We start from the raw sequence: 23,253 nt of genomic DNA, 5'->3' as shown, positions 1-23,253 counted from the left end.
ATTAGTAATTAACTTTGTCTTCAACTGAATGACCACGCTTAGCAATGAGTATGGTGCGCTTAAAAGTACAGACTACTTTGCCATCTTGGTTATAGCCGGTACTTCTGGTCACCACGATGCCAGCACCTGGACGTGACTTAGACTCGCGTTTTTCTAATATTTCAGATTCCGCCGTTAACGTATCGTCTTCAAATAATGGATAAGTCATTTTGATCTCATCCCAACCAAGGTTAGCAATGGCTTTTTGACTCACATCCGTCACACTCATACCCACCATTAAGGCAACCGTTAACGGCGAACACACGATACATTTACCAAACTCACTGCCTTTTGCATATTCATCATCAAAATGCATTGGGTGGGTGTTCATGGTTAATAAGGTAAACCAGGTATTATCGGTTTTAGTGATAGTACGACCTGGACGGTGCTCATAAATATCACCAACGACGAAGTCTTCGTAATAACGACCAAAGGTTTCACGATAACGATTTTCACTGATTTTTTTTACGTTCTGGACCATGGTTCTATTCTCTCTTTTGAAGTGATGACTGTATTAATAGATTCATCAATTAGGGTATTAGCGTTTTGGTAATAGGTATTTAATGTGCCAAAGCTGCAACGTGTAATATGCGTTGCGATGCTAAAACGATTGGCCGGTCAATCATGCGGCCATCGACGACCAGTACACCACCACCGGCAGCCTTTGAGGCATCAATCACTTTTTGGGCATAAATCACTTGCTCGACGGTTGGTGTTAGCACTTGATGAATCGAGGCAATTTGTATTGGATGAATAGCCGCTTTTGCCGTGTAACCTAAGGCTTTAACGCGTTGAGTCTCATCCACTAAACCGGCCTCATCTTTTATATCGATATAAGGCACATCAATCAGCTGCAAGTTAGCTTGCGCTGCGGCAAAAACTAATTGGCTGCGGGCGAAAAGCAATGGCTCGTAACTAAAGTTACAACGCAACTCGGCTGACATGTCTGCACCACCAAACATCAAGGCTGACAGTCTTGTTGAAGATTTGGCTATCTCTACAGCATTAGTTAAACCGTCTAGGCTTTCGATTAAGGCGATAAGCTGGATATTATTGGTAGCAAAGGCTGTTTCTGCAGCTTTAACCTCTGCCGCTGAGCTGCATTTTGCTAACATCACATACGCCACATCACTTTGACTTAAAGCCGCTAAATCTTGCTGACCTACGTCGGTATTTACCGGGTTAATTCGCACACAAATTTGGTTGTTGCCTTTAGCGATATAATCGACAACTGCCGCCCGAGCGCTGTCTTTTTGCTCGGGTAATACGGCATCTTCTAAATCAATACAGATTAAATCTGCACCCGCGGCTAAGGCTTTATCAAACCTATCGCTACGTGAGCCGGGTACAAACAATAAAGAACGAATTACGCTCATTACTCACATCCTTCTAATAATGACTATGCTTTGGTTGCTGCCTCGGACTTAGCTGTTTGGTTATAAAAGTACTCAGCAATTTGCTGTCGAGTGGCAAACCAAACATCCGTTTTACGGCTGACATAGCGTAAAAACTCTTCTAAAGCCCAAATGCGACCGGGTCGACCGATAATGCGTAAGTGCAAACCTAAACTCATCATGCGAGTTTGCTCAGCCCCTTCGGCATATAAGGTATCAAAGGTATCTTTGGCGTACTTAAGCCAAGCTTCTGGCGTATAAGATGGCGCTACCCACATTTTCATATCATTAGAATCAAGCGCATAAGGCACAATAATCATTTGCTTATCACTGCCTTCTACATCATCCCAAAAGGGTTCGTCGGCACTATAGTCATCCATGTGATACAGAAAGCCTTCTTCTTGTAATAACCGGCGAGTATTCGGTGTTAATAAATAACGCGATAACCACCCTAACGGTCTTTTACCGGTCGTGCTTTCAATACTGGTTACGGCTTTTTGAATAAATTCACGCTCTTCTGTTTCATTCATTCTAAATTGGTGGATCCAGCGATAACCGTGCGAGCAGGTTTCATCACCGCGTCTTTTAATGGCTTCGGCTAAATACGGAGCACGTTCAAGGCAAACTGCAGCAGCCGTCCAAGTAACTGGAATATTATATTTATCGAGTAAACTGATAATTCGCGGGCCACCTTCTTTAATACCGTACTGATAGTTAGATTCGTTACCATAGTTACGGATTGGCTTTCTTAAATGCACCTGTAACTCGTCGACAGGCTCCATTCCTAGATCACCATCTTTTACGCTGTACTCAGAGCCCTCTTCCACATTAACAACGATAGAAAGTGCTAATTTTGCTTGTTTTGGCCATGCATATTGTTGACTCATAACGGTTCCAAATTATTTAATCATTACCTAGTGGTACTCTTCACCACCAGACACGTTCATCGCTTCGCCGGTGATATATATAGATTGCTCAGAGCATAAAAACGCACAAGCTTTGGCAATATCGTCTTGCAAACCTGGACGGCCTAACGGAATACGATCTTTCATGTCTTGCATATATTTGTCATGGCCTTTGCCTGTCACTTCAGAAAAGTGTGCATTTTGCCAAGCCCCTAAACCTGTGGTGATATGATTAGGGCAGATTTGATTAACGTTAATAGCGTATTTACCCAGTTCTAATGAGGCGACTCGGGTTAATCCCGTCATGCCATGTTTAGAAGTGGTATAGGCAGACGCTTCTGGAAAAGCCGATTTTGATGCTTGCGAGCCAATATTGATGATTTTTCCGCCATGGCCTTGCTTAACCATTTGCTTAGCGGCATATTTAATACCTAAAAAGCTGCCACGAAGATTAACGTTTAACACCGCATCCCACTCGTCGATATCCATATCTAAAATAGGCTTCATTAAATAACCAATACCGGCGTTATTAATCCAAATATCAACTTTGCCATATTGGCTAACAGCGAACTCAACCGCGGCTTCAACATCTGCCGGTTTTAGCACGTTACAAGCAAAGGCACTGGCTTCACCGCCTTGTTGCTTGATGTCATTAACAATTTGCTGCATTTCAGCGCTGGAACCAATCTCAGATGTAGGTAAGTGTTTATCTTCTGATTGACCAACATCAGTGATCACCACTTTACAGCCCTCAGCGGCTAAGCGTTTTGCCATTGCTTCACCAAGCCCAAGCAACCGACCTGCGCCAGTGATAACAGCGACTTTCCCAGCTAAGTCTGGATACAATGCCATGTCGACTCCCTACAGCGCTTGAGTAAGAATAAAAAGTGGATTATCAGCAAAGCGTTGGAACTGCGCTGCCACTTTTTGCATAACATCGCTTTCTACATCCTGGCCAAACTGCTGCATATCATTGACTTCAATGAGTTCAACGTATTGATACGGGCTGGGAGAATCACTCATTAATAGACCTTGTGCTTTTAGCACCTCAAATCTATCTACAGACGCTAATCCACCAGCGGTGGGAATATCGGTGGTTTTAGCCCATTGCTCATAAGCGGCGTGGTCGGTGTCTGATTTCAAATTGAATAACACAACAAGGGTCGTCATCTTCAGCTCCGTTAAAATTATTTGTCCGTACAAATTTAATCAACTTGTGGTTGTTTGTCTATCAAATCACGGCCTAATAAGACTAGGTTTGACATTTGGCAATTAGAGAGGAAGTGACAAACAAAAAAGCACAGTGATTACTGTGCTTTAACGGATATTTTCTGAGCGCGTATGAGCGTATTTTACTTAGTGCAGTTTAATCTGTGGTACCTGCGATGCTGGTCAGCGCCTGCTCAGTATGGCGACTCCTATTTATATAAAAAGCTAATCGCACGACTAACGGTGTAGTTATAAGCCGTTAATTGTTGCCACTTAGCGGCTAAATCTAGCAATTCAAAATCACTGCCTATTTTACCCACTAACTGCATACCTGCTGGCAACTTAGCAGAAGAAAGCATGGGTATTGATAACGCAGGTAAACCTGCAAAGTTGGCAATACTGGTAAAGTCAGCCTGATTAGCGGGAATAGCCTCTTGCATACTAAATGCCCGCTGTAAGGTAGTCGGTAATAATAAATAGTCACCTTGTTCTAACCAGCTACGCGCTTGTAATTTAGCTAATGTGACAACATCATGTGCTTTAGTTAAATCTAATGCAGACTTTGTATCAATAAAGCTGAGCAATGCTGAAAGGTAATCAGAAAACAACTCACGTTTATTTTGCCACTCAGTTGCGTACTCAATACGCATATCTGCTTCACAGAGTAATAAGCCCGCACGACGTGCTTTAGTGGGGTCAAAATCGGCTAACTGAAAATAACGAATTTCACAGCCAAGATCTTGCCAAGCAACTAAATTAGCGTTGAAGTCACTCATAATAGAAGCGTCAACATTAAATGCCTGCAAATCATTGGGCACCAACAACACCGGTTTTTTAGGGGCATTAGGTGTAAAAAAAAGCCGCTCTGAACTAATACTGGCAGCGTCATACGCTACCATATAGGGATAAATAAGTTGTAAATCTCGCACCGAACGGGCCAGAGGCCCTATTGAGTCTAATACTTTACCGCAAGGTACACTGCCTCTATTGCTGACGGCACCACGACTGGGCTTTAAACCAAAGACGCCACAGTAAGATGCTGGTATTCGTACAGACCCCATAGTGTCTGTACCCAGCGCAATTGGCACAATGCATGCTGCTACAGCGGCGCCCGAACCACCTGAAGATCCACCCGGCGTATAGCCCTGTTTATGCGGATTATAACAATGGCCAAAATGGGCATTATGATTACTGGCACCTAAGGCACCTTCATGCATATTCAGTTTGCCCACAACTGCACTACCCGCTTGCTTTAATTGCCTAATAACAAAAGCATCGTTATCAGGCAAAAAATGACGACGAATTTCCAGTCCTGCTGTTGTTGGCAGGTGACAAACATCAATATTATCTTTAACACCCAGCGCTAAGCCATGCAAAGCACCAGCTTGGTTGGTGCCTTCGCTATTTTCAGATGTATTAATAGTGATAAACGCATTTAAAGCAGGATTTAGCTTAGCTGCTGCGCGTTGATGCTGCGTCAACAGCTCAGTGGCAGAAATCTGCCTCTGGCTGATTAGCTGACTTAAGGCGGTAAAATCAAGGCTAAGTAAACTTAAGTCAATGTTCTTCATATCATTTACCGACATACATAAAGATCCACTTGATAGCCAAAATCACATTACACGCTCGTCGAGTAAGCGTATCGGTTTTTGCCGCACATCAACTTGGGTTAATGCCGTCAACTCACCTTCACCAACTAGTTCAATGCCAACCTCAATACCAATTTTTTGTTTTAGCAAGGTTTTATATTCTGGCAATAAACTGGCTCGGTCTTCAGGCTTTACGTCAACTTCAACATAAACAATAAACTCATCACGACCATTTTCATCACGTATGGCTTTACAGATAAACTCACCTAAAAACTCTTTGCGTTCTTCCAGCATAGGGCCAACGCCTTGTGGATAAATATTGATACCCCGCAATTTAACCATGTTGTCAGAACGTCCCATAAAGCCGCGAATACGTTTGAACGGGAAGCCAATTTTATTTTCAGTTAATAATTCTTCAGTAATATCATGGGTATTAAAACGAATAATAGGATAAACATCGTCTTTATATAAACAGGTAACCACCATATTACCTACCGTACCTGGAGCAACGACTTCATTCGTTTCGGTATCTAGAATTTCTAAATAGTGAGCATCTTCCCAAACATGCATACCGTCGTGATCTGGGCCTTCAGCCGCAATAGTGCCGGTATCACCTACGCCATACCAATCAAACAGCTCTGCACCACCCCAAGCTTGTGCAATAGCATCTCGGCCTTCCATACCTAAGTGACCAATAATCATATCAATTTTGATATCTTTACCTGGTACTATGCCTTCTTCTTTGGCGACATCGGATAAACGTTTTATGTAATCGACAAAGCCAACTAACACGTTAACGCCAAAGGTTTTCATCAAGTTAACTTGTTGCACTGAACGCGTTTCAACACCGGTGCCGGCAGATAAGAAAATGGAGTTGGTATAATGGGTGACCGCTTCACGAATATAGTGGCCACCATTAATCATACCGTGACCATAACAAGACTGAATTGTCGACGCAGGCTTAAGCCCCATAAAACGATAGCTACGACCGACTAATAATGATTGAATTTCACGGCTTTTGGGGCCAAATAATAATGGCTGCGGTGTGCCTGTGGTACCGCTAGTGGTGTGAAATACAATAGGCGGCCGGTTTTCAGGTGCGATATTATCTAAACCATGAAAGTCGCCAAAAGGTGGAAAGCGTTCAACACTCTCCATAATGTCACTTTTAGAAATTAACGGTAATTTAGTAATGTCATCTAATGACTTAATATCTTGCGGCTTAACACCAGCATCCCCCCAAATACGCTGATAAAATGGGATAGTCCAGGCTTTCTCCATAACGTCTAAGAAGCGTTCATTTTGTAATTTTTTTAGCTCAGCTTTAGACATGCCTTCAAAACGTTGCAGTAATTCATCACCTAACGGATAGTCCTCAAGCATCTTATTGATGTCAAAAGATTGGAAATAATTTGGGTAACTCATAAAATGCCTCTATTTTTGGTATAAATCATTAATTGGACTAGATTATTAATATTTGAGATTTGTTCTAATCCGTCTATGGCATTTATCAATTTGCTAATAGCATCATCAGAAAAAGGATAAATAGCACTACGACAAGCAGCCCAAAATTTCTTTACTTGCTGCTCTTTACTTAAAGGTCGATCTGGATGGCCTAATACCGCCGGTAAATCTATGTGCAGAAAACGGCCATCGGTCAAGGTCACTTCAACCCCAACTGGCGCCAGTGCATTAGGATCTTGGCAATCGTTTAACTGCATACTCACTTTAGCGGCTAAGGCTAAGGTGTCCGGATTAGATAAGGACTGTGCTGAAAAGTCTTCCACACCGACATTACCGTTTTGTAAGGCGATAGCGGCTATATAGCCTTGGCATAACTTAGCGTAACTGCTGTCCATATCCGTTTTTAGCGGCCGACCGACTAAACGCATAATGAGTGGCGGCGCTAGTACATTAATATGTTGAATTTGTTCAATACTAAAACCATGCTGCTGTTGCAACGTTAACAAACCATCGATACAGCCATGACCGGCACGACCGGTAGGAAATGGTTTATGGCTAACACATTCAATTTGAAACTGTTTACCTAAGCGCTGATAGAATAAGTCGATATCATAGCTTTCTTCAAATAATGTAAAGTAACCAAAAGGCCCTTCTAAAATATCTTTAGGACCAGAAAATCCGGCCAGTGCTAAATCTACCGCATGCATAGCCGAGCGTGCATTTATGCCTATTTGCATAGCCAACATGCCGGAGCCCTCAACATGCGCTTGCATAGTGCCACTAAGCTGGCTATAGCTAATGCCCATAGCATTAGCTAACACCTCACCTTTAATTTGCTGCATCGCGCAGATACCCGCAGTAACGCCTAAAGCGCCACACATAGAGGGGCGAAAAAACTTCAGCCCCGAGGTCACAGCACTGCCTATACAAGTAGCAACATCTACCGCGACCACTACGCCTAAAATTAATTGCTCACCACTTAAATGATGCTGCTGCGCGTAACTGGTTAACGCCGACAATATAGTAGCCATGGGGTGAACCACGGCTTTTTCATGCACCGCATCCCACTCTTGGTTATGTATTTGAAAACCATTAACTAAGGCAGCATTACCGGCGGGTAACCACTCTCCGGTTGCCCAAACCTGAGCTTGTTTTGCATCGCCCCAGCTACTCGCTGCTCGCTTAACTTGGCTAACCGTTGGCACTCGGCTACCACTAATACCTACCGCGATAGAATCAAAAATAAAGGTTTTTGCTGCCGCTATAGTCTGTGGTGGTAAGTCGGCATAACGTATTGTTTCAATGTGGCGTAATAATGCTTTAATCGCTGTCATGTGCCCCTCGCTGTCAAGCCGTATTAGTAATAGGCAGCAATAAGTCTGTAAAAGCCGAGAAGTCAGCTTGCCTATGCCAGTCAAAATTGAGTAGTTGCTGGCGATGGGTTTGGCTTAAGTTGTTTTGTTTAAATAAATAGTCAGCTTTATCCATTATTTGCTGCTGGCTAAGCGGTCGCTCTGGATCGCCTAAGGTATCTTGATGTTGATGGTTAAAAGCAAGCGGTTCAGCCGTTAGCTGCATACAAACACTCGCACCATAATGCCTCGGATAATTAGCTTCGATATCAGTATCTAAAAATAATGTTATCTTGCGCCGCATAGCTACCACTCTTTCATCAGCTCTAGCTTCTGCCTGATAATGCCAAAGCTTAGGCTCGCCAAAAACCAATAAACAGGCTACGGCATGCTGAATACTAAACTTAGCTTGTAACTCGGTTTGCGGGTTGGGCCGGTCACAAAAGGTTAAAGCATCTTGGTAGCAACCGATTTTAATGTACTGAATAGTCGCGCTTAACTCTTGATTATTTGGGCTTTTAGTTAAATCTAAATCAGTATTCCTAGCAAATACTTGCATCACCACATCCATTGCTGGATGGGCATGCCGACATGCAGGCCAGGGTTTAAACGTACAATCATGCATTAACCAATGAGCGCTCGAAGCCAGTACTCTTTCAGGTACAGCATCATTTGACGTAGCAGCGAATAATCCTTGCGGACCTTCCAAGATAGCCGCAGGTCCGGTTAATCCTGCTTTTGCCAGTAACGCAGCTTGAACACCACTTTTGCTAGCTTCTGCATTGTGGAACTGTTTAGTCATCACGTCTTCATGGCGCATTTGCCATAAACCACCGGTACGGCTTCCGGTATTACCCAAAGCCCACACTTGCTGTTGTGCAGTTAGTTTTAGTAAAAAACCAGCGGCCATGGCGGCGCCAAAAGCGGCACAGCTAGACGTATTGTGGTAATAACGATAATGACTACGGCCTATAGCTTGACCAACGCGAATAGTGACTTCATACCCTAAAATAACCGCATCTAAAAACTGGGCTAGATTAGCCTGGCAATGCTCTGCCATGGCTAATGCTGCTGGAATAACGACAGGACCGGCATGTAATATTGAGCTTCTATGAACGTCATCCATTTCTAGCACGTTACCCAGCGCCGCATTATATTGCAGCGCTGATTGCCAATCCGTTTTACCTTGCCATAACGCAGTTGCTTGTAAGCTGGCGGTGGCCGCGCTGTTGTTAACAGCAGTAAGCTGGCTGGCAAATACTTTAGCCACTTCTGCCGTTGAACCACCGGCAACACAGGCTAGCCAGTCTATGACATGCAAAGCACTGCGCTGACGATCGGCGGCGGTTATAGGCTTATGTAGCAGCTTAGCTACTAACTGCTCAGTTAAGGTTCCTGTTGTAGGTTCTGAGTTTAAATTTGTCATCTGCGATTAATCAGTCTGGGTCAGTTCACGTTGTAACTGTTCCATTGACTTATCATCCTGACTTATCTCTTCTTTATCTTGCTGCACTATACGTAAAATGCGGGCAAGGTATTCTTGAGTATCAAGACTTCTTGCGGCGGTATGCTTAGCGCTAGGAGCAAATTGCTCAATAGCATCTGCACTTATAATGCCTTTTTCGGTTAATACCGCTTCTAAACTGGCTAAGCGCTCACGCGTAACCGCCAACTCTGTTGCTACAGCCATAGCAATAGACAGCACTTGCTCAACCTGCTTATCGGCTAAAAAATAAGGACGTTGACCTTTTGCCTTAGTGCCAGCTAAATCTAAAATATCTATATCTGCGCTAGTCTTGTGGGTACTTGTATTCGTACTTGTCATTATTCTGTTCCTCTACGCTTACTGCTTATTTTTCCAGATACCAAAAGCATTCCAGACTGGAGCGCGACCATAATCTTCGCCTGAATCGCCTGCTGCAGATTTACCAAAAATTTTCTCGTCAACTTTAGCGACCACACCAATTTCAAACATGGCTGAACCATCAAAACCGGCCTTGTCGAGTTGTTCGGCAAGATCCAGATCATGCATAGGCCCCCAATAAGGTTCGTTGTTGTAATAAGTATCCCAATCACGCATAAACTGTTCAAAAACACTTTTACCGTGATATTGCGGTTGCTCTAAATGGATGGTTAAGCCTTCAGGTTTAAGTAAGCGTTGTACTGTCTTTAACGCTTTAGGCAGCATTTGATGTGAGGCTTCATGCCAAAACATCGCTGACGTAATAAGATCAAAACTTTCATCTGCATACTGCGGTAAAGACTCTGCATTAGCTTGCACAAAACGAATGTTATCAACACCCAGTGATTTAGCGCGGGCATGGGCATAACGTAAACAAGGGGTAGCAACGTCAATAGCAATCACCTCAGCATCAGGAAATGCTTGAGCAAGCGGCACCGCATTGTGACCAACCGTACAGCCCAAATCTAAGATGCGTTTAGGTTTAAAATTAGGGTGTTCAGTTTTAAGCCAATTAGCGATGGCTTGACCACCACCGTCACTTAATGCACCTAATAAACCAGCTGTTGTCACAAATAAACCGACGTCATAGCTAGCAGCTACTGTGACATCTTGGTCAAAATACTCTTGGTAATAACAACCAGGTTGGCAGTGAATATCAACTTGATTAATATTGGCGGGTACTTCAATTTTTGGGTCAAGTTGTAAGGTATCGCAGCCTTTATTTAACTGTTCTACTTTGTTAGATAAGACACCTGCTTGGCGTAATACCATTGCTCTACCGGTCTGATGACGCATTTCCATGGTGTTACGTCTAAGTGCACTCCACAATTGACAATAGCCATCTTCCATCATCACTTTGCGTACTTCATGTCGTGTTTCTGGTTCACGCCCGTGATCTTTAACAAAAGCAGGATGAACATGTTTTTCATATACTTGGCGTAAACCCGGTATCACTCGGCTACTTAAATGCAGATTTAAATGGGTTAATACATTTAGACGCGCTACTTCGTCATGATTCGCTTGCGCCATAACGCCATGCTGGGTAAGTGCCCGCCATGACGGCAGTGTTTTTACATTACTCATGACAGACCTCTCTCGGTAATTTTATAATCAACTAGCTCATAAAAAGTTTGCATATAACCCTCAACGCCGGCTTTTAAAAACAGGTAATCATCATCCGCGGTACACCACAGATTATAGGGAGGGTGCTCTTCAGGTAAATTACCAGCGGTATCCACCACTTGAAAATGACGAGCGTTAAAAGTGCCCGCTTTTACCGTAACGGTTTCTTCACCAATATAACGAATACCAAAACCGGTTTTAAACAATAATGGGCCAGTTGCACCACGGTGATCGGGAGAGGTTAAAAACAGATCGGGAAAGAAGGTTTTACCCGGGCCTTGGCTTAAATCGTACATACGCATTAATAACGCATCACCCACGATAGGATGTGCTTGTAACCATTTTACTGGCGTAGAAATATCTACTTTTTGCGTAATACGACCATCGCGCTGATTATGGGTTTCACATTCAACATAATGTGGGGTAAAACGCATCCAGCCAGAGCCTTCATATTTATCGCCAACGCTAATACGCACACTGCAATCGATTGGACTGGCATCTGGGTTCATGGCTAAAATAACGTCACGTACCACATTAGGGGCGTCATCGATCTCACAGTGTGCATGTAATACTTTTACGTCATCAGACTGGGCAGTAATACTAAAGAACTCTCGGCCACGTTCTTGATCCATACGTTCAGGTTTTTTACTGGTATAAAGTATGGTGCCTTGGATAGTTCTGTGTTTCATTCGATACTCCATCATCCGCTAATAGCTTATAAACTTAATAGTGGAGTGAGGATGGCCAATATGCGTTGATCTTTATCAATAACTACAAATTGACAGATAGTAATAAAAAAACCCGCGTTATTACGCGGGCTTACATATTACACTATGAACATAATTGATTTTTAACAGAGGGGAGACTTTAGCTTTTAATGACTTTTTGATGATACAAATGGTGCGCCTGGTACATCCTTTTTATAGGTAGTCCAGCTAGTATCATTTGGTCTTGTATCATTCGTTGGCGGTGGCTCACTATACTTTGGTGCTTCTGCAGCAATAAAGGCTTTCATGGTATCGCTTACGTCAACAAACTTGTCAATTTTACGACCCGCTGCATGAATATAAATACCGCCTTCGCGACCACTCATCATCATAAACGGCAGCCAATCTGAAATTCTAACCCAACCAACTTGTACATCAGCCGTATCGGTTTTTTCATCGACTAAACTATTTTTATCGCCAAAGAAATTAAATAGCTCTGTAGCATGGTATATGCCACCAACTTGCTTCTGGTAGTCACCAGCCAGCGGGTTATGATAGAACAAAGGTACTGGTAAAGTTAGCCACCAGCGGTCATCTTGTTGGTTAGCCATAAATTTAGCAGCATAAGGTAAAACCTTACCGTTTTCATCACGATTAAATCTAACCGGTTGATTAACTGGATCGTTTAATACTTGGAATACGTTTACTTCTTCATTAGTCCAAGGGTTAAGCCAAGTTTTAAGGGGCTCGCCGGTTTTTTTATCTTTATAAAGTAAAATTTCCCGAGTGACTAGCTTAAAGCTTTTGCCTTGCTTGCCACCATCAACGGTTTTACAAGCACGCACACTATAACCTTCAACATCAAACAGATGTTGATCCGGCTCACCCATACGTCGAGAAAACAACTTACCTACCCAGCTGTAAAACACCGGTTTATCATCTACGGTTGAACACTGAATTTTTCGTGAGGCGATGGTTGCACCATCTGGCGAATTTAAATCAATAGGTGCTGCATTGAGCTGAAAAATCATTAGTGATGTTAAGCCAACCGCTAATGACAGTGTGCGTAACGGTCGTACTTTTGTATGCTTGCTGTTCTGCATGTTTTTACTCCCTTAATAGAACAATCAGAGTAGATTGAAATAGAAGCAACAAGCCTTGATAAAAGTCAAACTACAACGTTAACGACTAACCGCATGAAATAAAACAATTATTCATCAATTTTATTTGCCACCTAATACTTTCCATATACCACTCCCCTTCATTGTGGAACGATCTGCAGTGTATAACTCCCCCTCTGCAAAAATGACCGACCGAGTGCTGCGCTGAATACTGCCGCGGCCATAAACAATATCGCCAAGTTTTATAGCAGCTAAAAAGTTCGTATTTAATTGAATAGTAGCAAATTGTTTATCATGCGAGAGTTCATCGCCTATCGCGCGATAAATCACAAAATCCATCATCGCTAACGATACACCGCCGTGCACCACACCTTGTGGATTTAAATGCTGTTCGGTAATTTCTAGCGCCCGCGTTATAACCCCCAGCTCCAGTTTTTCGTAATACGGCCCCGCTATAGCGCTAAAGCCTTGCATGTCTTCACACTGCATATAACCTAGGCTTGTTAACTTGCTCATTAATCAAACTCCACTCTGGTTTTCGTAATAAAAGCCTGCGATGCTTTTTTAAAATCTTTCGAGTCAAATGCGTGCTTAGATAACAGGCGTATTTCTGCTTGTGGTAACGTTGGATCCTCCATTAAATAAGCTAAGGTTTGCTTCATTCCTTGTATAGCACTACTACTTGCAGCAACAATGTCATTAATAATACTTTGTACTGCCGAATCTAACTCGCTTGACTCAACCATTTGATGAATAAGATTATTTTTTAAGGCTTGCTCCGCCGTTTGTGCTTTACCTAAATACAACATGGCTTTAGCTGTGGGTAAACCAACGGTTTGTACTAAGCGCTGTGTATCTTCGATGCTGTACAGTAGGCCTAGTTTGGCTGGTGTGATGGCAAAAGTGGCATGTGCGGCAGCAATTCTAAAATCACAACACAGGGCTATACCTAGGCCGCCACCAAAACAGGCACCATTTATAGCTGCTATCGTCACGCAAGGTAATCGTTGCAGCTTTAATTGTGCCTGCTGCACAATATCGTTGTTTTGCTGCAATAACTCAGGCGACGCTAGCATTTCGGTTAGCTCGGCAATATCAGCCCCAGCACTAAAAGCTTTGTCGCCCTGGGCTTGGAAAACGACAACACGTGGCTTAATATCATTGGCTAATTGGTCACAAAAGTCGGCTAATTGCTGCCACATGGCTTTATTTAGCGCATTGCGCTTATCGGCTCTATTAATGGTAATTTTGGCAATTTTTCCGGTGACATTCAGCGATATTGTTGACATGTATTAAAATTCTCATAGTTAAAATTTGTTTGTATTCCAATTCAGTGCTTTGCCGATGCCATAGCACTATCGATTCTTTTATTGTGATACCACGTCACAAACCTTGCTGACAACGTTTCAATGTTGCTTGATTTGCCAGAAAGCAAAAGCACCAACAAATAAATAAAGGAATAGCCATTAACCGTAACGTTGAAAAGTAAACACTCATTCTTTTATCTTGCCAGCAAAGCAAAATGGTTTTAAAAATTTAGTTTTATTATCTGACGTGCACTCAATAGAGGTGATTTTTGCTGAGGCTGATATTTGTCAATTGGTCCGTACCAACATTGTCGTAGTATTTTCGCACCTATGTCTGCTACAACAGGTCTAAAATGCAAACCTCAAATAAAACCGCTAAAGAAATTTATTTAGAAGTAAAAAATAATCCTGCCAGAAAACGTTTTGGTTTTGGTAAAAAAGCCGTATTGGTCAATGTAGATCCACAAAAAGCCTATACCGAAGTTGATAAGTTCGCTACAGCTTATGAAACCGATCCTAATCAAATTGATTATATGAACCAATTAGCGACTGAATGTCGCCGTTTAGGTTGGCCGGTTGTTTGGACTTACGTTGCTTACATGGAATCAGGCGAAGATGCGGGCATATGGGGCACGCGTACTGATACACCTGACTCATTACAAAATATTAAATTTAATTCAGAACGTTCAGAGTTTGATGACCGAGTACAAATCGATAAAGAACGAGATGTTATTTACTGCAAAAAAATGCCCTCTGCATTTTTTGAAACTCAATTACAGTCATTACTAATTTGGCATCAAGCCGATACCGTTATTATTACCGGGGGCTCTACGTCTGGTTGTATTCGAGCTACCGCTGTCGACTCATTATCTCGTGGTTATCGCACCATAGTGCCAGAGGAATGTGTGGCTGATAAACATGAAAGCTACCATTACGCCAACCTTACAGATATGTCATTAAAATACGCTGACGTATTAGACGTATCTGAAGTACTAGATTGGCTTAAGCAACAAAAATAAGGCAGGAGAATACAATGAAAGCAGATCCAGGCTTTTATGATTACTGGCCCTATCAAGATAGGCCAAAAATACGTTGGCCCGATGGCAAAAAACTGGCTTTTTGGGTTGCCCCTAATATAGAATTCTACGAGCTAAACCCGCCAGAAAACCCGCATAGAAAAGCTTGGCCTCAACCTTATCCTGCGATACAAGGTTATGGTATTCGCGATTATGGCAACCGTGTCGGCCATCAACGCCAAATGGACCTTTTAGATAAATATGGTGTGCGTGGTTCTATTAGTTTATCTACGGCGTTATGTGAACACCATCCAGAAATTATCCAAATGTGTAAAGAGCGAGACTGGGAGTTTTTCAGTCATGGTATTTATAATACCCGTTACACCTATGGTTTATCTGAGCAACAAGAGCGCGATATGATCCGCGATTCAATGGAAACCATTTATCGTCATACTAATCAGCATTGCGCCGGTTATTTAGCGCCAGCGCTGTCACATTCTGAATTAACCTTAGATTTATTTGCCGAAGTAGGCACAGAAATGTTTGGTAATAATGCGGGATTTTATACTTGCGATTTATTTCATGATGACCAACCTACTCCTATTAAGCTGCGCAGTGATAAGCGTTTTGTGTCTATACCTTACTCACTAGAAATGAACGACACCATCGCTTATGTGGTGAACAAAGTAGAGCCGCGCCGCTACGGTCAAATGTTAAAAGACAATTTTGATCGTTTATACCAAGAGGGTGAAGAATCCGGCACCATTATGTGTATTCCTACCCATAATTACCAAGTTGCCTGCCCGCACAGAATGAAAGCATTTGAAGAAGCGTTGGATTATATCACCAGTCATCCTGATGTCTGGGTGACAACAGGACGTGAGATTGCCGACTATTATCGTGAACATTATTACGATGCTGCCTTAGCCGATATCAGCGCTAAGTTAGGAGCCAATAAATGACAGATAAAGTGATGGACCCCAATAGCCCCTTACACTATCCCTTGCGCCAGTATGGTATGGACCACGATTTATACAACTGGTCAATGCTAAGTAACAGAGCAAAAGTGCAATGGCCTAACAATAAACCCTTAGCGGTTTGGGTAAATATTAATTTAGAGTTTTTCCCGCTAAATCAAAAAGGTGTGCCATTTAAAGTCCCTGGTGGTATGACTATGCCCTACCCTGATTTACGCCATTATAGTCTGCGTGATTATGGTAATCGGGTTGGCTTATTTAGAATATTAAAAGCTCTAGATAAGTTTGATATTACGCCAACTTTTGCTGTGAATACTGAACTTGCCCTTAGAACGCCGTATTTAGTGCAGCTACTAAAGTCCCGTGGTAACGAAGTGTTATGTCATGGTTGGAATATGGATAGCCTTCATCACGGCAAGATGGACCGAGCTGACGAGTCTGAACTTATTTCGCGTTCGGTTAATCAATTAAGAGACTTAACCGACCAAGCGATAACGGGTTGGTTAAGCCCTGCTCGAAACCAAAGCCAAAACACCCTAGTCTTACTGGCTGAAAATGGCATTCATTACTGTGCCGACTGGGTAAATGACGATATGCCCTATCGTTTTAAGCAAGATGGCTTATGGGCCATGCCACTTTCTACTGAGCTAGAAGACTTTTATATACTGGGTAATAACCTACACAGTGAAGCGTCTTACGTTGAGCAAATAAATGATGCTTGCGACTTTTTACTGCAAGAAGCCGCAGCACAAGGTGGCCGGATACTAACCTTAAATATTCACCCTTGGTTGCTCGGTCAACCTCATCGTATTCAGTACTTTGAACAAATATTATCGCGTTTAAGCCAGCAACCCATTTGGAGTGCTTCGGCTAGCGATATCTTGCAAGCTTTTGCCGTTCAGCAAGCTACCGTCACGGCTTAGTGGTAGCTATTTTTGTACCGGCTTAATTTTCAGATTATAAAGAATTTCATAAGCAAAAAAGCCTCAACTCAAGTTGGGGCTTTTTCATCTTTCATGAATCAGTTATATAGCAAAATTATAGTGGTTTAACCGCACCAAAGAAACCAACAGTTAAAATAATCACCCAATATAAATACGCTAAACGGCGACCAAAATGGATACTGCGTTCTAATTTATCTTCCACTTCTTGGCTTTCACCCTCTTGTGCTAATTTGCGGAAGAGTTCAGTCCACTCACGCATGATAAAGCGCAACAACAAGCCAATAACAAGAGCAACAGAAAATAATAGTATTTTAATCGAAAACCACTTTTGACCATCTGCAGCATTAAACGGTCCTTCGCCTATTAATGAAGCAATAGCCGCAATAGCTAAAGCCGGTATAACAAAGTAACGAATAGACTCATCCGCTTTAGTTAGTCTCAAACCTGTATCTGACTCGCGATAGAAAAACGCTGACCAACAAAGCGCTATCCATAGAAAGAAGAATATCCACATCCCAGTTAACCATATGCCACCAAAAGGCTGCACACCCCACAAGTTCCCCATGTGGAACCCTAATGGGAAAAGCATTAAAATACCTGTGCGGGCCAAAATATCGATTCGATATGCGGTTTCCATATGCCGCTTACGTTCGCTCATCGTCAACTTACGGTTAATTACATTATATGATGTTTGGAATACTCCCCACTCACCACCTAGCCAGTACACCATAGCTACTATGTGTAGCCAACGTAATATTGGTAATTCATACATTACAAGAAAATCCATAATTAGACCTTATTTGGTTTATTTAATTAACAGAATAAGGCAGGGTATCTTGATTCATCATTGACAGAAGTCAAAGGTGGCTTTAGAGAAACGGCAGAAGCTAGGCTCATTGATAAAAATCAATTAATCAGTTCATTGATTAATAATTAGATAGAAAATTAACATTTAATAATGAAACCACTTATCACTAATCCATACTATTAAGTAATACATCTACGTTTAGTTGGAGATAATGCCTTTATCTAAATATTTTGTATCCGGATGTTATTGACTATCGTCAATGACCAATTATTACTCTTATATAAACTGGATATTTAATTTATTAGAACTGGAACAGAGGGCTTTATGTTGTCACGCGGCCATATCGAATTTATTCAATCACAACAGTTGCCATGGCATGTTATTGGCGGCGGTTTAGCGCGTCCTAATGTAGATTACAAAATGCTAAGCCGAGATCCTACTAACGGTGCATGCTCTATTTTAATGCGATATCCCGCTGGTTGGTCGCGTAGCGGCACTGAGCACATTACTGCTGATGAAGAGTTTTACGTACTGCACGGTTCTATTGAAATGGATGACCATGTTTACTATGAAGACTGCTACGCTTTTCTACCCGCAGGCTGGACACGGCATAAAATGAGCTCAAAAAATGGCTGCGTAATACTCGCATTTTATAACCGCGAACCTAATCTGATAGATGCTGACGGCGAAGGTACTGCCGAATTATCTCATAGAGCAATTCAACATTTAGATGTTGCGGCCATGCCGTGGGACTTATCACTCAACGATCCTAATCTTAAACATTTAGGTATTTCACGCAAAAATCTACGCACCGATCCCGATACCGGAGAACGTACCTTTTTATCGCTAATTTTCCCTCAGGCAACGCCCACCAATAACAAAGGTCCACAAGAGAAACATCCAGTGGTAGAAGAGGCTTACGTAATTTCAGGATCGTTAACGGGTCCCCATGGCACTATGTATCCTGGTGCCTATTTTTGGCGCCCGCCACAAATAGCGCATGGACCGTTTGGCTCACGCTGGGGTGGAGTATCGCTGATGCGATTTGTTGGCGGTAAGCATGTCAATATATGGACTAAAGAGGAAGCGCCTTTCTCATACGACACGCCATACCAGCCTATCCTACCGGACTATTTACATGAGTATAAAAATAAGCCTTGGGTTCCACCTGCAGAATATTAAACAAACCAGACTGTCAGGTATAAAAAATCGAGCGTTAATAGCTCGTTTTTTATTGCATACAGACACGTACTGAATAAGGTTAACACTTTACAATCTCAAATTAACTTAAGCACACTGCACAATGACTCCCGCTATTTTAAATTACCCGTCGTCGAGTGCCGCTTAGTTTAATCATATTTGCATACAATAACTGAGCTGATTTTTGCTACCTCGTTTACACCCATAGGTTAGTTTTTTATAAGCGTTTTGCCTCTGTCAATAACGTTATAAATTTTTATGTCCGCGAAAAATCTAAATGCTTTTTTACTCGTATATTTAATGATGAACACTCACAGTTTAATTTTATATCCAACATGTCGGCGCAGTGCACTGTATTTCTTGGTCTATTTAATCCTAAATAAGCATTAGTTTCTTCATCGGTGAGGCCTATGGTTGACATTTATCATGCACTTATAAAGTAATGAATAGGTAATATAAGAAATGTATCACCTAACTAGTGGCGGGTTAAATTGTGGTTTAGTACTCGCGCAGCACTTCAATGAGAATAGATATGACACAAAGACAATTAGGACCCGTTGTCGGGGCAACATTATTATGCCAAAACATAGACAAAGTAAGTGAGGCATATCAAAACGGTCTTGGTTACTCTTTGGTAAGCGAAGGCGTGTTAGATGAGGCGCAAATACAATGTTGGAATACGCCTAAACTTCGCCAGAACAAAACGCACATTTTGGCATCATCCGATGGTCAAGCTTGGCTAAGACTGGTTGAAGACATACACAGCCACACTCATTTACCCCTTAAAACACACGGTTGGATGTCACTTGAGACCAACGTTGCCGATGTAGATGTAATACGAAATGAGATTGATACAAACGCATTTACCATTATTGGCGAACCGGCTTATCTGCAAGTAAGCGACGCGATTAAAGCAATGCAAGTGGTAGGCCCCGCCAATGAAGTGACTTATTTAACGCATATTGAACGTCCGGTGCCTCCGTTTGAATTACCTATGACAAACGCTAGAACCTCGGGGTTGTTTATTCCTGTTTTGTGTACGCCTAGCCGAGACGATAGCTTGGCTTTTTATCAGTCTATCAACAAGGCTCCGGCAGGTTTGAAGTTTGATACAAAAATTACCATTTTAAACAGCGCGTGGAACAAAGACATTGAGCATCAATACCAAGTGGCTACGTTGCAGTTAGATGGCAAGTGTTTATTTGAAATTGATCAAGTGCCGCAGGCGCAACCTATTATTAATAATGAAGGATCGTTACCCTCGGGAATTGCGATGGTGACCTGTATTGTTAAAAATATAGACGAGATCGCAGCACACTTTAAGGTAACAATTACCCAAACCGATAATGCTTATTATCCAGGCAGTAAAATCATTATATTAAGAGGTGCAGCAGGCGAGCTAATCGAACTAGTAGGCGCTTAAATTAACGCCTTTTTTTAGTTTAAACTAACTCACTTTAACAAGCGCTTTCCCTATATTAGCGCCCTTCATTAAGCGGCAGAATGCTTCGGGTGCTGCCGCTATGCCTTGTGCAATATCTTCACGCGTTTTTAAGCTACCGTTATTGATTAAGGGTAAGCAAACGTCAATAAACTCTTGTCTGCGATGCTCAAAATCGTATACCACTAAGCCGTAAATCTTGGCACGCGAGCGGATCCAAAAACCCGGTGGCGGCCCGCCTATTCTTTCTTTTTGATTATATTCAGCCATTAGGCCACACAGTATTATGCGTGCACCTATGGCAAGCCTTGCTGATACCGTGTTTAGTATTTCACCACCAACCAAATCAAAATAAATATCGACACCTTTAGGGCATAACTCATCTAAGCGGCTCGCTAAATCTTCGGTGCGCCGATTAATACATTCATCATAGCCAAGCTGCTCTTTTGCATAGGCACATTTTTCGTCACTGCCAGCAATGCCAATCACTTTGCAGCCATAATTTTTTGCTAATTGCCCAGCGGTTGAACCTACCGCGCCGGTGGCTGCGGAGATCACCACAACATCACCCACTTTGGGTTTAGCTTGCCAAACAAGACCAGCGTAAGCAGTAAGCCCTGGCATGCCTAGCACAGATAGTGCGTATGACGATGGATTAATATGCTCACTGATCTTGTTAAGATCTTTTGCGCTGTGCAGCGAATATTTTTGCCATCCTCCCATACACCTTACTTTGTCGCCTACTTTATAGTGCTCATCAAGTGATTCAATAACCTCACTTACGGTTTCTCCATGAAGTACATCACCTGGCTTTATGGAGCCCGATATATGACGCCCTGCAATTTGACTGCGCATGTAAGGATCAAGTGATAAATAAAGCGTTTTACATAATACTTGTTTGTCGTTTAATGTGGGAATGTCTGACTCCGTAAAGGCAAAGTTGCTGACATTTGGTTCGCCTTCAGGGGTAGATTTAAGTATGACTTGGGTATTTTTTATCATTTTAAGAACGCACGAAACGCTGTGTCCATTGATTGTGTAACGCTTAGCACGGCAGCGTTCTCATCCATCCATACCTGCCATTGCTTTATAACGGGCACATCCGCAAATATATTTTGCGTATGAAACATGGGAATAATGGTTTTTGTGTACCATATGATAGGAAAAAGCGCTATATCGCCTAAGTCGATATTGGTTTTATGAAAGCCGCTATCATTACTGCTATTTATAGTAAGCCAGCGCTCAAACTTACCAAGCGTTTGGCTCAGTAATTCAAATTGTACTTTTTTATCAAATTCAAACTCTGGCATTAACAATGATTTAAAATAAGGCATTAATGTTGGCCAAAGATGCGTATCAGCGTAGGCCATAGCGACATGCATTTTTGCTTTATCCATCGGATCCTTAGGCCTACACGCTGTTTGTGGATATATATCTTCAAGGTACTCCATAATGGCAGTGGACTCAGGTAAAAAATCACCATTATCTAGCTCCAATAAAGGGATTTTACCTAATGGAAAAGCGGTTAAAAATTCGGGCGTGCGCAAGGCATGTGAAGGCGCGATTATTTCTATCGGTAATTTTTTATGCAGAATTTGTATTCTAACCCTTGCAGCGAAAGCTGAATGGTCTAAGTTGATAAAGCGCATAATGTTTTCCTTATAATCGTTACTTTATCTTTAATCGAGCGCTATTTTATCGTTGAGCTTGTTTAGCAAACATTTAATTTAAGCGATTAATTTATTAGAAATAGTTAGCGGGCGTATTTAAACCCTTTAGGTAAACCAGCATTTGGCGTAAAGCCATAGAGCTGTTCATTCGGTAGCGCTTTTGCCAAAATTTCACGCGCTTCAAATAATTTTTCAAAGTTAATACCTGTTCGTAGGCCCATGGCTTCTAGCATAAACACTAAGTCTTCGGTAACGATATTGCCACTCGCACCCGGTGCTGCCGGGCAACCACCTATGCCGCCCATTGAAGAGTCCACAGTGGTTATGCCGACTTCAATTGCGGCAAGAGCATTCGCTAAGCCTTGACCCCGTGTATTATGCAAGTGAATGCCACTTAGGTTTTCTTTACCCACCGCAGCCCACACCTTTTTTATCAACCTTTTAACTTGAGCTGGATTTCCTGAACCTGTGGTATCTGATAAACCTACCTCGTCACAACCAGCCTCCATTAATGCAACTGCCAACGAAACGACGCTATCTTCATTGACGCTGCCTTCAATTGTGCAACCAAAAGCAGTTGCTAAGCCACCTTCAAACTTAGGTCTGTTTTCAACAGGTAAAGATTTAATAAACTGAGCAATATTAGCAACCTCTTCTAACATTTGTTTGTGCGTGCGTTTCACGTTACGCAAACTGTGAGTTTCACTTACCGACAAAGGGATGCTCATTTTAGTCGGAGAGGTTTTTAAGGCATTTTGAGCGCCACGCAGATTAGGCACTAAAACGGCAATCGACAAGCCTTTATACTGCTTAGCATGTTCAACTAATTGATGCGTATCAGCCAACTGAGGTAATAACGTTGCAGGAACAAACGAACCAACTTCTATTTCAGGAATACCAGCAGCGACTAAGGCGTCAATCCACGCTATTTTATCTTCGGTTGACATAATCGCAGAAATACTCTGCAAGCCATCGCGCGGACCGACCTCACTAATTTCGATATCGAATTTTGTCATTACTTTATG

Annotated in this window: 24 protein-coding genes; 5 read left to right on the top strand and 19 right to left on the bottom strand. The window is 42.2% G+C overall.

The window, feature by feature from the left end:
* Position 1 precedes the first annotated feature (1 nt).
* The 15 genes from L2717_RS14940 to L2717_RS14870 all read right to left on the bottom strand — a co-directional run bounded on the left by L2717_RS14940 (position 2) and on the right by L2717_RS14870 (position 14,154).
* Positions 2-520, bottom strand: coding sequence for a MaoC family dehydratase (locus tag L2717_RS14940; protein WP_220773970.1), 519 nt, complete (start codon positions 518-520; stop codon positions 2-4).
* A gap of 79 nt (positions 521-599) precedes the next feature.
* Complete coding sequence (locus tag L2717_RS14935; RefSeq protein ID WP_220773969.1) at positions 600-1,415, bottom strand: HpcH/HpaI aldolase/citrate lyase family protein; 816 nt, start codon at positions 1,413-1,415, stop codon at positions 600-602.
* Between the two features lie 23 nt (positions 1,416-1,438).
* A complete protein-coding gene (locus tag L2717_RS14930; protein ID WP_220773968.1) occupies positions 1,439-2,320 on the bottom strand; it encodes a polysaccharide deacetylase family protein in 882 nt (293 codons plus the stop codon).
* 27 nt (positions 2,321-2,347) lie between these two features.
* Entirely contained in the window at positions 2,348-3,190 is an 843-nt protein-coding gene (locus tag L2717_RS14925; RefSeq protein ID WP_220773967.1) for an SDR family NAD(P)-dependent oxidoreductase, read from the bottom strand.
* 9 nt (positions 3,191-3,199) lie between these two features.
* A complete protein-coding gene (locus L2717_RS14920) occupies positions 3,200-3,508 on the bottom strand; it encodes a RedY/HapK family protein (protein ID WP_220773966.1) in 309 nt (102 codons plus the stop codon).
* 248 nt (positions 3,509-3,756) lie between these two features.
* Positions 3,757-5,133: an amidase gene (locus L2717_RS14915; RefSeq protein WP_246611773.1), complete on the bottom strand. Its 1,377-nt coding sequence runs from the start codon at positions 5,131-5,133 to the stop codon at positions 3,757-3,759.
* A 27-nt stretch (positions 5,134-5,160) separates the two neighbouring features.
* Positions 5,161-6,561: a phenylacetate--CoA ligase family protein gene (locus tag L2717_RS14910; RefSeq protein ID WP_246611772.1), complete on the bottom strand. Its 1,401-nt coding sequence runs from the start codon at positions 6,559-6,561 to the stop codon at positions 5,161-5,163.
* Complete coding sequence (locus tag L2717_RS14905) at positions 6,558-7,934, bottom strand: MmgE/PrpD family protein (protein ID WP_220773965.1); 1,377 nt, start codon at positions 7,932-7,934, stop codon at positions 6,558-6,560. The genes L2717_RS14910 and L2717_RS14905 overlap by 4 nt, the downstream gene beginning before the upstream one ends.
* Before the next feature lie 13 nt (positions 7,935-7,947).
* On the bottom strand, positions 7,948-9,378 hold the full coding sequence (locus L2717_RS14900) for an MmgE/PrpD family protein (protein ID WP_220773964.1): 1,431 nt from the start codon (positions 9,376-9,378) through the stop codon (positions 7,948-7,950).
* A 6-nt stretch (positions 9,379-9,384) separates the two neighbouring features.
* Positions 9,385-9,777 carry a hypothetical protein gene (locus L2717_RS14895; RefSeq protein ID WP_220773963.1) on the bottom strand — a complete coding sequence of 131 codons (393 nt, stop codon included), beginning with the start codon at positions 9,775-9,777 and terminating at the stop codon, positions 9,385-9,387.
* A gap of 18 nt (positions 9,778-9,795) precedes the next feature.
* Complete coding sequence (locus L2717_RS14890; RefSeq protein ID WP_220773962.1) at positions 9,796-10,998, bottom strand: class I SAM-dependent methyltransferase; 1,203 nt, start codon at positions 10,996-10,998, stop codon at positions 9,796-9,798.
* Positions 10,995-11,726, bottom strand: a complete 732-nt coding sequence (locus L2717_RS14885) for a hypothetical protein (RefSeq protein ID WP_220773961.1) — start codon at positions 11,724-11,726, stop codon at positions 10,995-10,997. The genes L2717_RS14890 and L2717_RS14885 overlap by 4 nt, the downstream gene beginning before the upstream one ends.
* A gap of 185 nt (positions 11,727-11,911) precedes the next feature.
* Positions 11,912-12,847 (bottom strand): DUF1838 family protein, encoded by a 936-nt coding sequence (locus tag L2717_RS14880; RefSeq protein WP_246611771.1) that lies wholly within the window; start codon positions 12,845-12,847, stop codon positions 11,912-11,914.
* Between the two features lie 120 nt (positions 12,848-12,967).
* On the bottom strand, positions 12,968-13,381 hold the full coding sequence (locus L2717_RS14875) for a PaaI family thioesterase (RefSeq protein WP_248938084.1): 414 nt from the start codon (positions 13,379-13,381) through the stop codon (positions 12,968-12,970).
* A complete protein-coding gene (locus tag L2717_RS14870) occupies positions 13,381-14,154 on the bottom strand; it encodes an enoyl-CoA hydratase/isomerase family protein (protein ID WP_220775184.1) in 774 nt (257 codons plus the stop codon). The genes L2717_RS14875 and L2717_RS14870 overlap by 1 nt, the downstream gene beginning before the upstream one ends.
* 371 nt (positions 14,155-14,525) lie before the next feature.
* On the opposite strand from L2717_RS14870, the gene L2717_RS14865 reads away from it, so the two are divergent.
* The 3 genes from L2717_RS14865 to L2717_RS14855 are packed head-to-tail and all read left to right on the top strand — an operon-like array spanning position 14,526 to position 17,088.
* Positions 14,526-15,191 (top strand): isochorismatase family protein, encoded by a 666-nt coding sequence (locus L2717_RS14865; protein ID WP_220775099.1) that lies wholly within the window; start codon positions 14,526-14,528, stop codon positions 15,189-15,191.
* A gap of 14 nt (positions 15,192-15,205) precedes the next feature.
* Positions 15,206-16,150 (top strand): polysaccharide deacetylase family protein, encoded by a 945-nt coding sequence (locus L2717_RS14860; protein ID WP_220775097.1) that lies wholly within the window; start codon positions 15,206-15,208, stop codon positions 16,148-16,150.
* Entirely contained in the window at positions 16,147-17,088 is a 942-nt protein-coding gene (locus L2717_RS14855; protein ID WP_246611819.1) for a polysaccharide deacetylase family protein, read from the top strand. Before L2717_RS14860 ends, L2717_RS14855 begins: the two co-directional genes overlap by 4 nt.
* Before the next feature lie 115 nt (positions 17,089-17,203).
* Here L2717_RS14855 and L2717_RS14850 read toward each other — a convergent pair whose 3' ends face one another.
* Positions 17,204-17,896: a hypothetical protein gene (locus L2717_RS14850; RefSeq protein WP_248938083.1), complete on the bottom strand. Its 693-nt coding sequence runs from the start codon at positions 17,894-17,896 to the stop codon at positions 17,204-17,206.
* A 345-nt stretch (positions 17,897-18,241) separates the two neighbouring features.
* Between L2717_RS14850 and L2717_RS14845 the strand changes: the two genes are divergently transcribed.
* Both L2717_RS14845 and L2717_RS14840 read left to right on the top strand, forming a co-directional pair.
* Positions 18,242-19,099 carry a cupin domain-containing protein gene (locus L2717_RS14845; RefSeq protein WP_220775051.1) on the top strand — a complete coding sequence of 286 codons (858 nt, stop codon included), beginning with the start codon at positions 18,242-18,244 and terminating at the stop codon, positions 19,097-19,099.
* 550 nt (positions 19,100-19,649) lie between these two features.
* Complete coding sequence (locus L2717_RS14840; RefSeq protein ID WP_248938082.1) at positions 19,650-20,540, top strand: hypothetical protein; 891 nt, start codon at positions 19,650-19,652, stop codon at positions 20,538-20,540.
* Positions 20,541-20,564: 24 nt separating this feature from the next.
* On the opposite strand, the gene L2717_RS14835 is transcribed toward L2717_RS14840, so the two are convergent.
* The 3 genes from L2717_RS14835 to L2717_RS14825 all read right to left on the bottom strand — a co-directional run bounded on the left by L2717_RS14835 (position 20,565) and on the right by L2717_RS14825 (position 23,244).
* Positions 20,565-21,560, bottom strand: coding sequence for an NADP-dependent oxidoreductase (locus L2717_RS14835; protein WP_220774964.1), 996 nt, complete (start codon positions 21,558-21,560; stop codon positions 20,565-20,567).
* Positions 21,557-22,207 carry a glutathione S-transferase family protein gene (locus tag L2717_RS14830; RefSeq protein ID WP_220774965.1) on the bottom strand — a complete coding sequence of 217 codons (651 nt, stop codon included), beginning with the start codon at positions 22,205-22,207 and terminating at the stop codon, positions 21,557-21,559. The genes L2717_RS14835 and L2717_RS14830 overlap by 4 nt, the downstream gene beginning before the upstream one ends.
* A 104-nt stretch (positions 22,208-22,311) precedes the next feature.
* Positions 22,312-23,244 (bottom strand): hydroxymethylglutaryl-CoA lyase, encoded by a 933-nt coding sequence (locus L2717_RS14825; protein ID WP_220774966.1) that lies wholly within the window; start codon positions 23,242-23,244, stop codon positions 22,312-22,314.
* Positions 23,245-23,253 lie beyond the last annotated feature (9 nt).

This window comes from Shewanella glacialipiscicola (assembly GCF_023283485.1).
Taxonomy (GTDB): Bacteria; Pseudomonadota; Gammaproteobacteria; order Enterobacterales; family Shewanellaceae; genus Shewanella; species Shewanella glacialipiscicola.
Note: the sequence above shows the minus strand (reverse complement) of the source record. Positions and strands in the feature narration are given on the sequence as shown.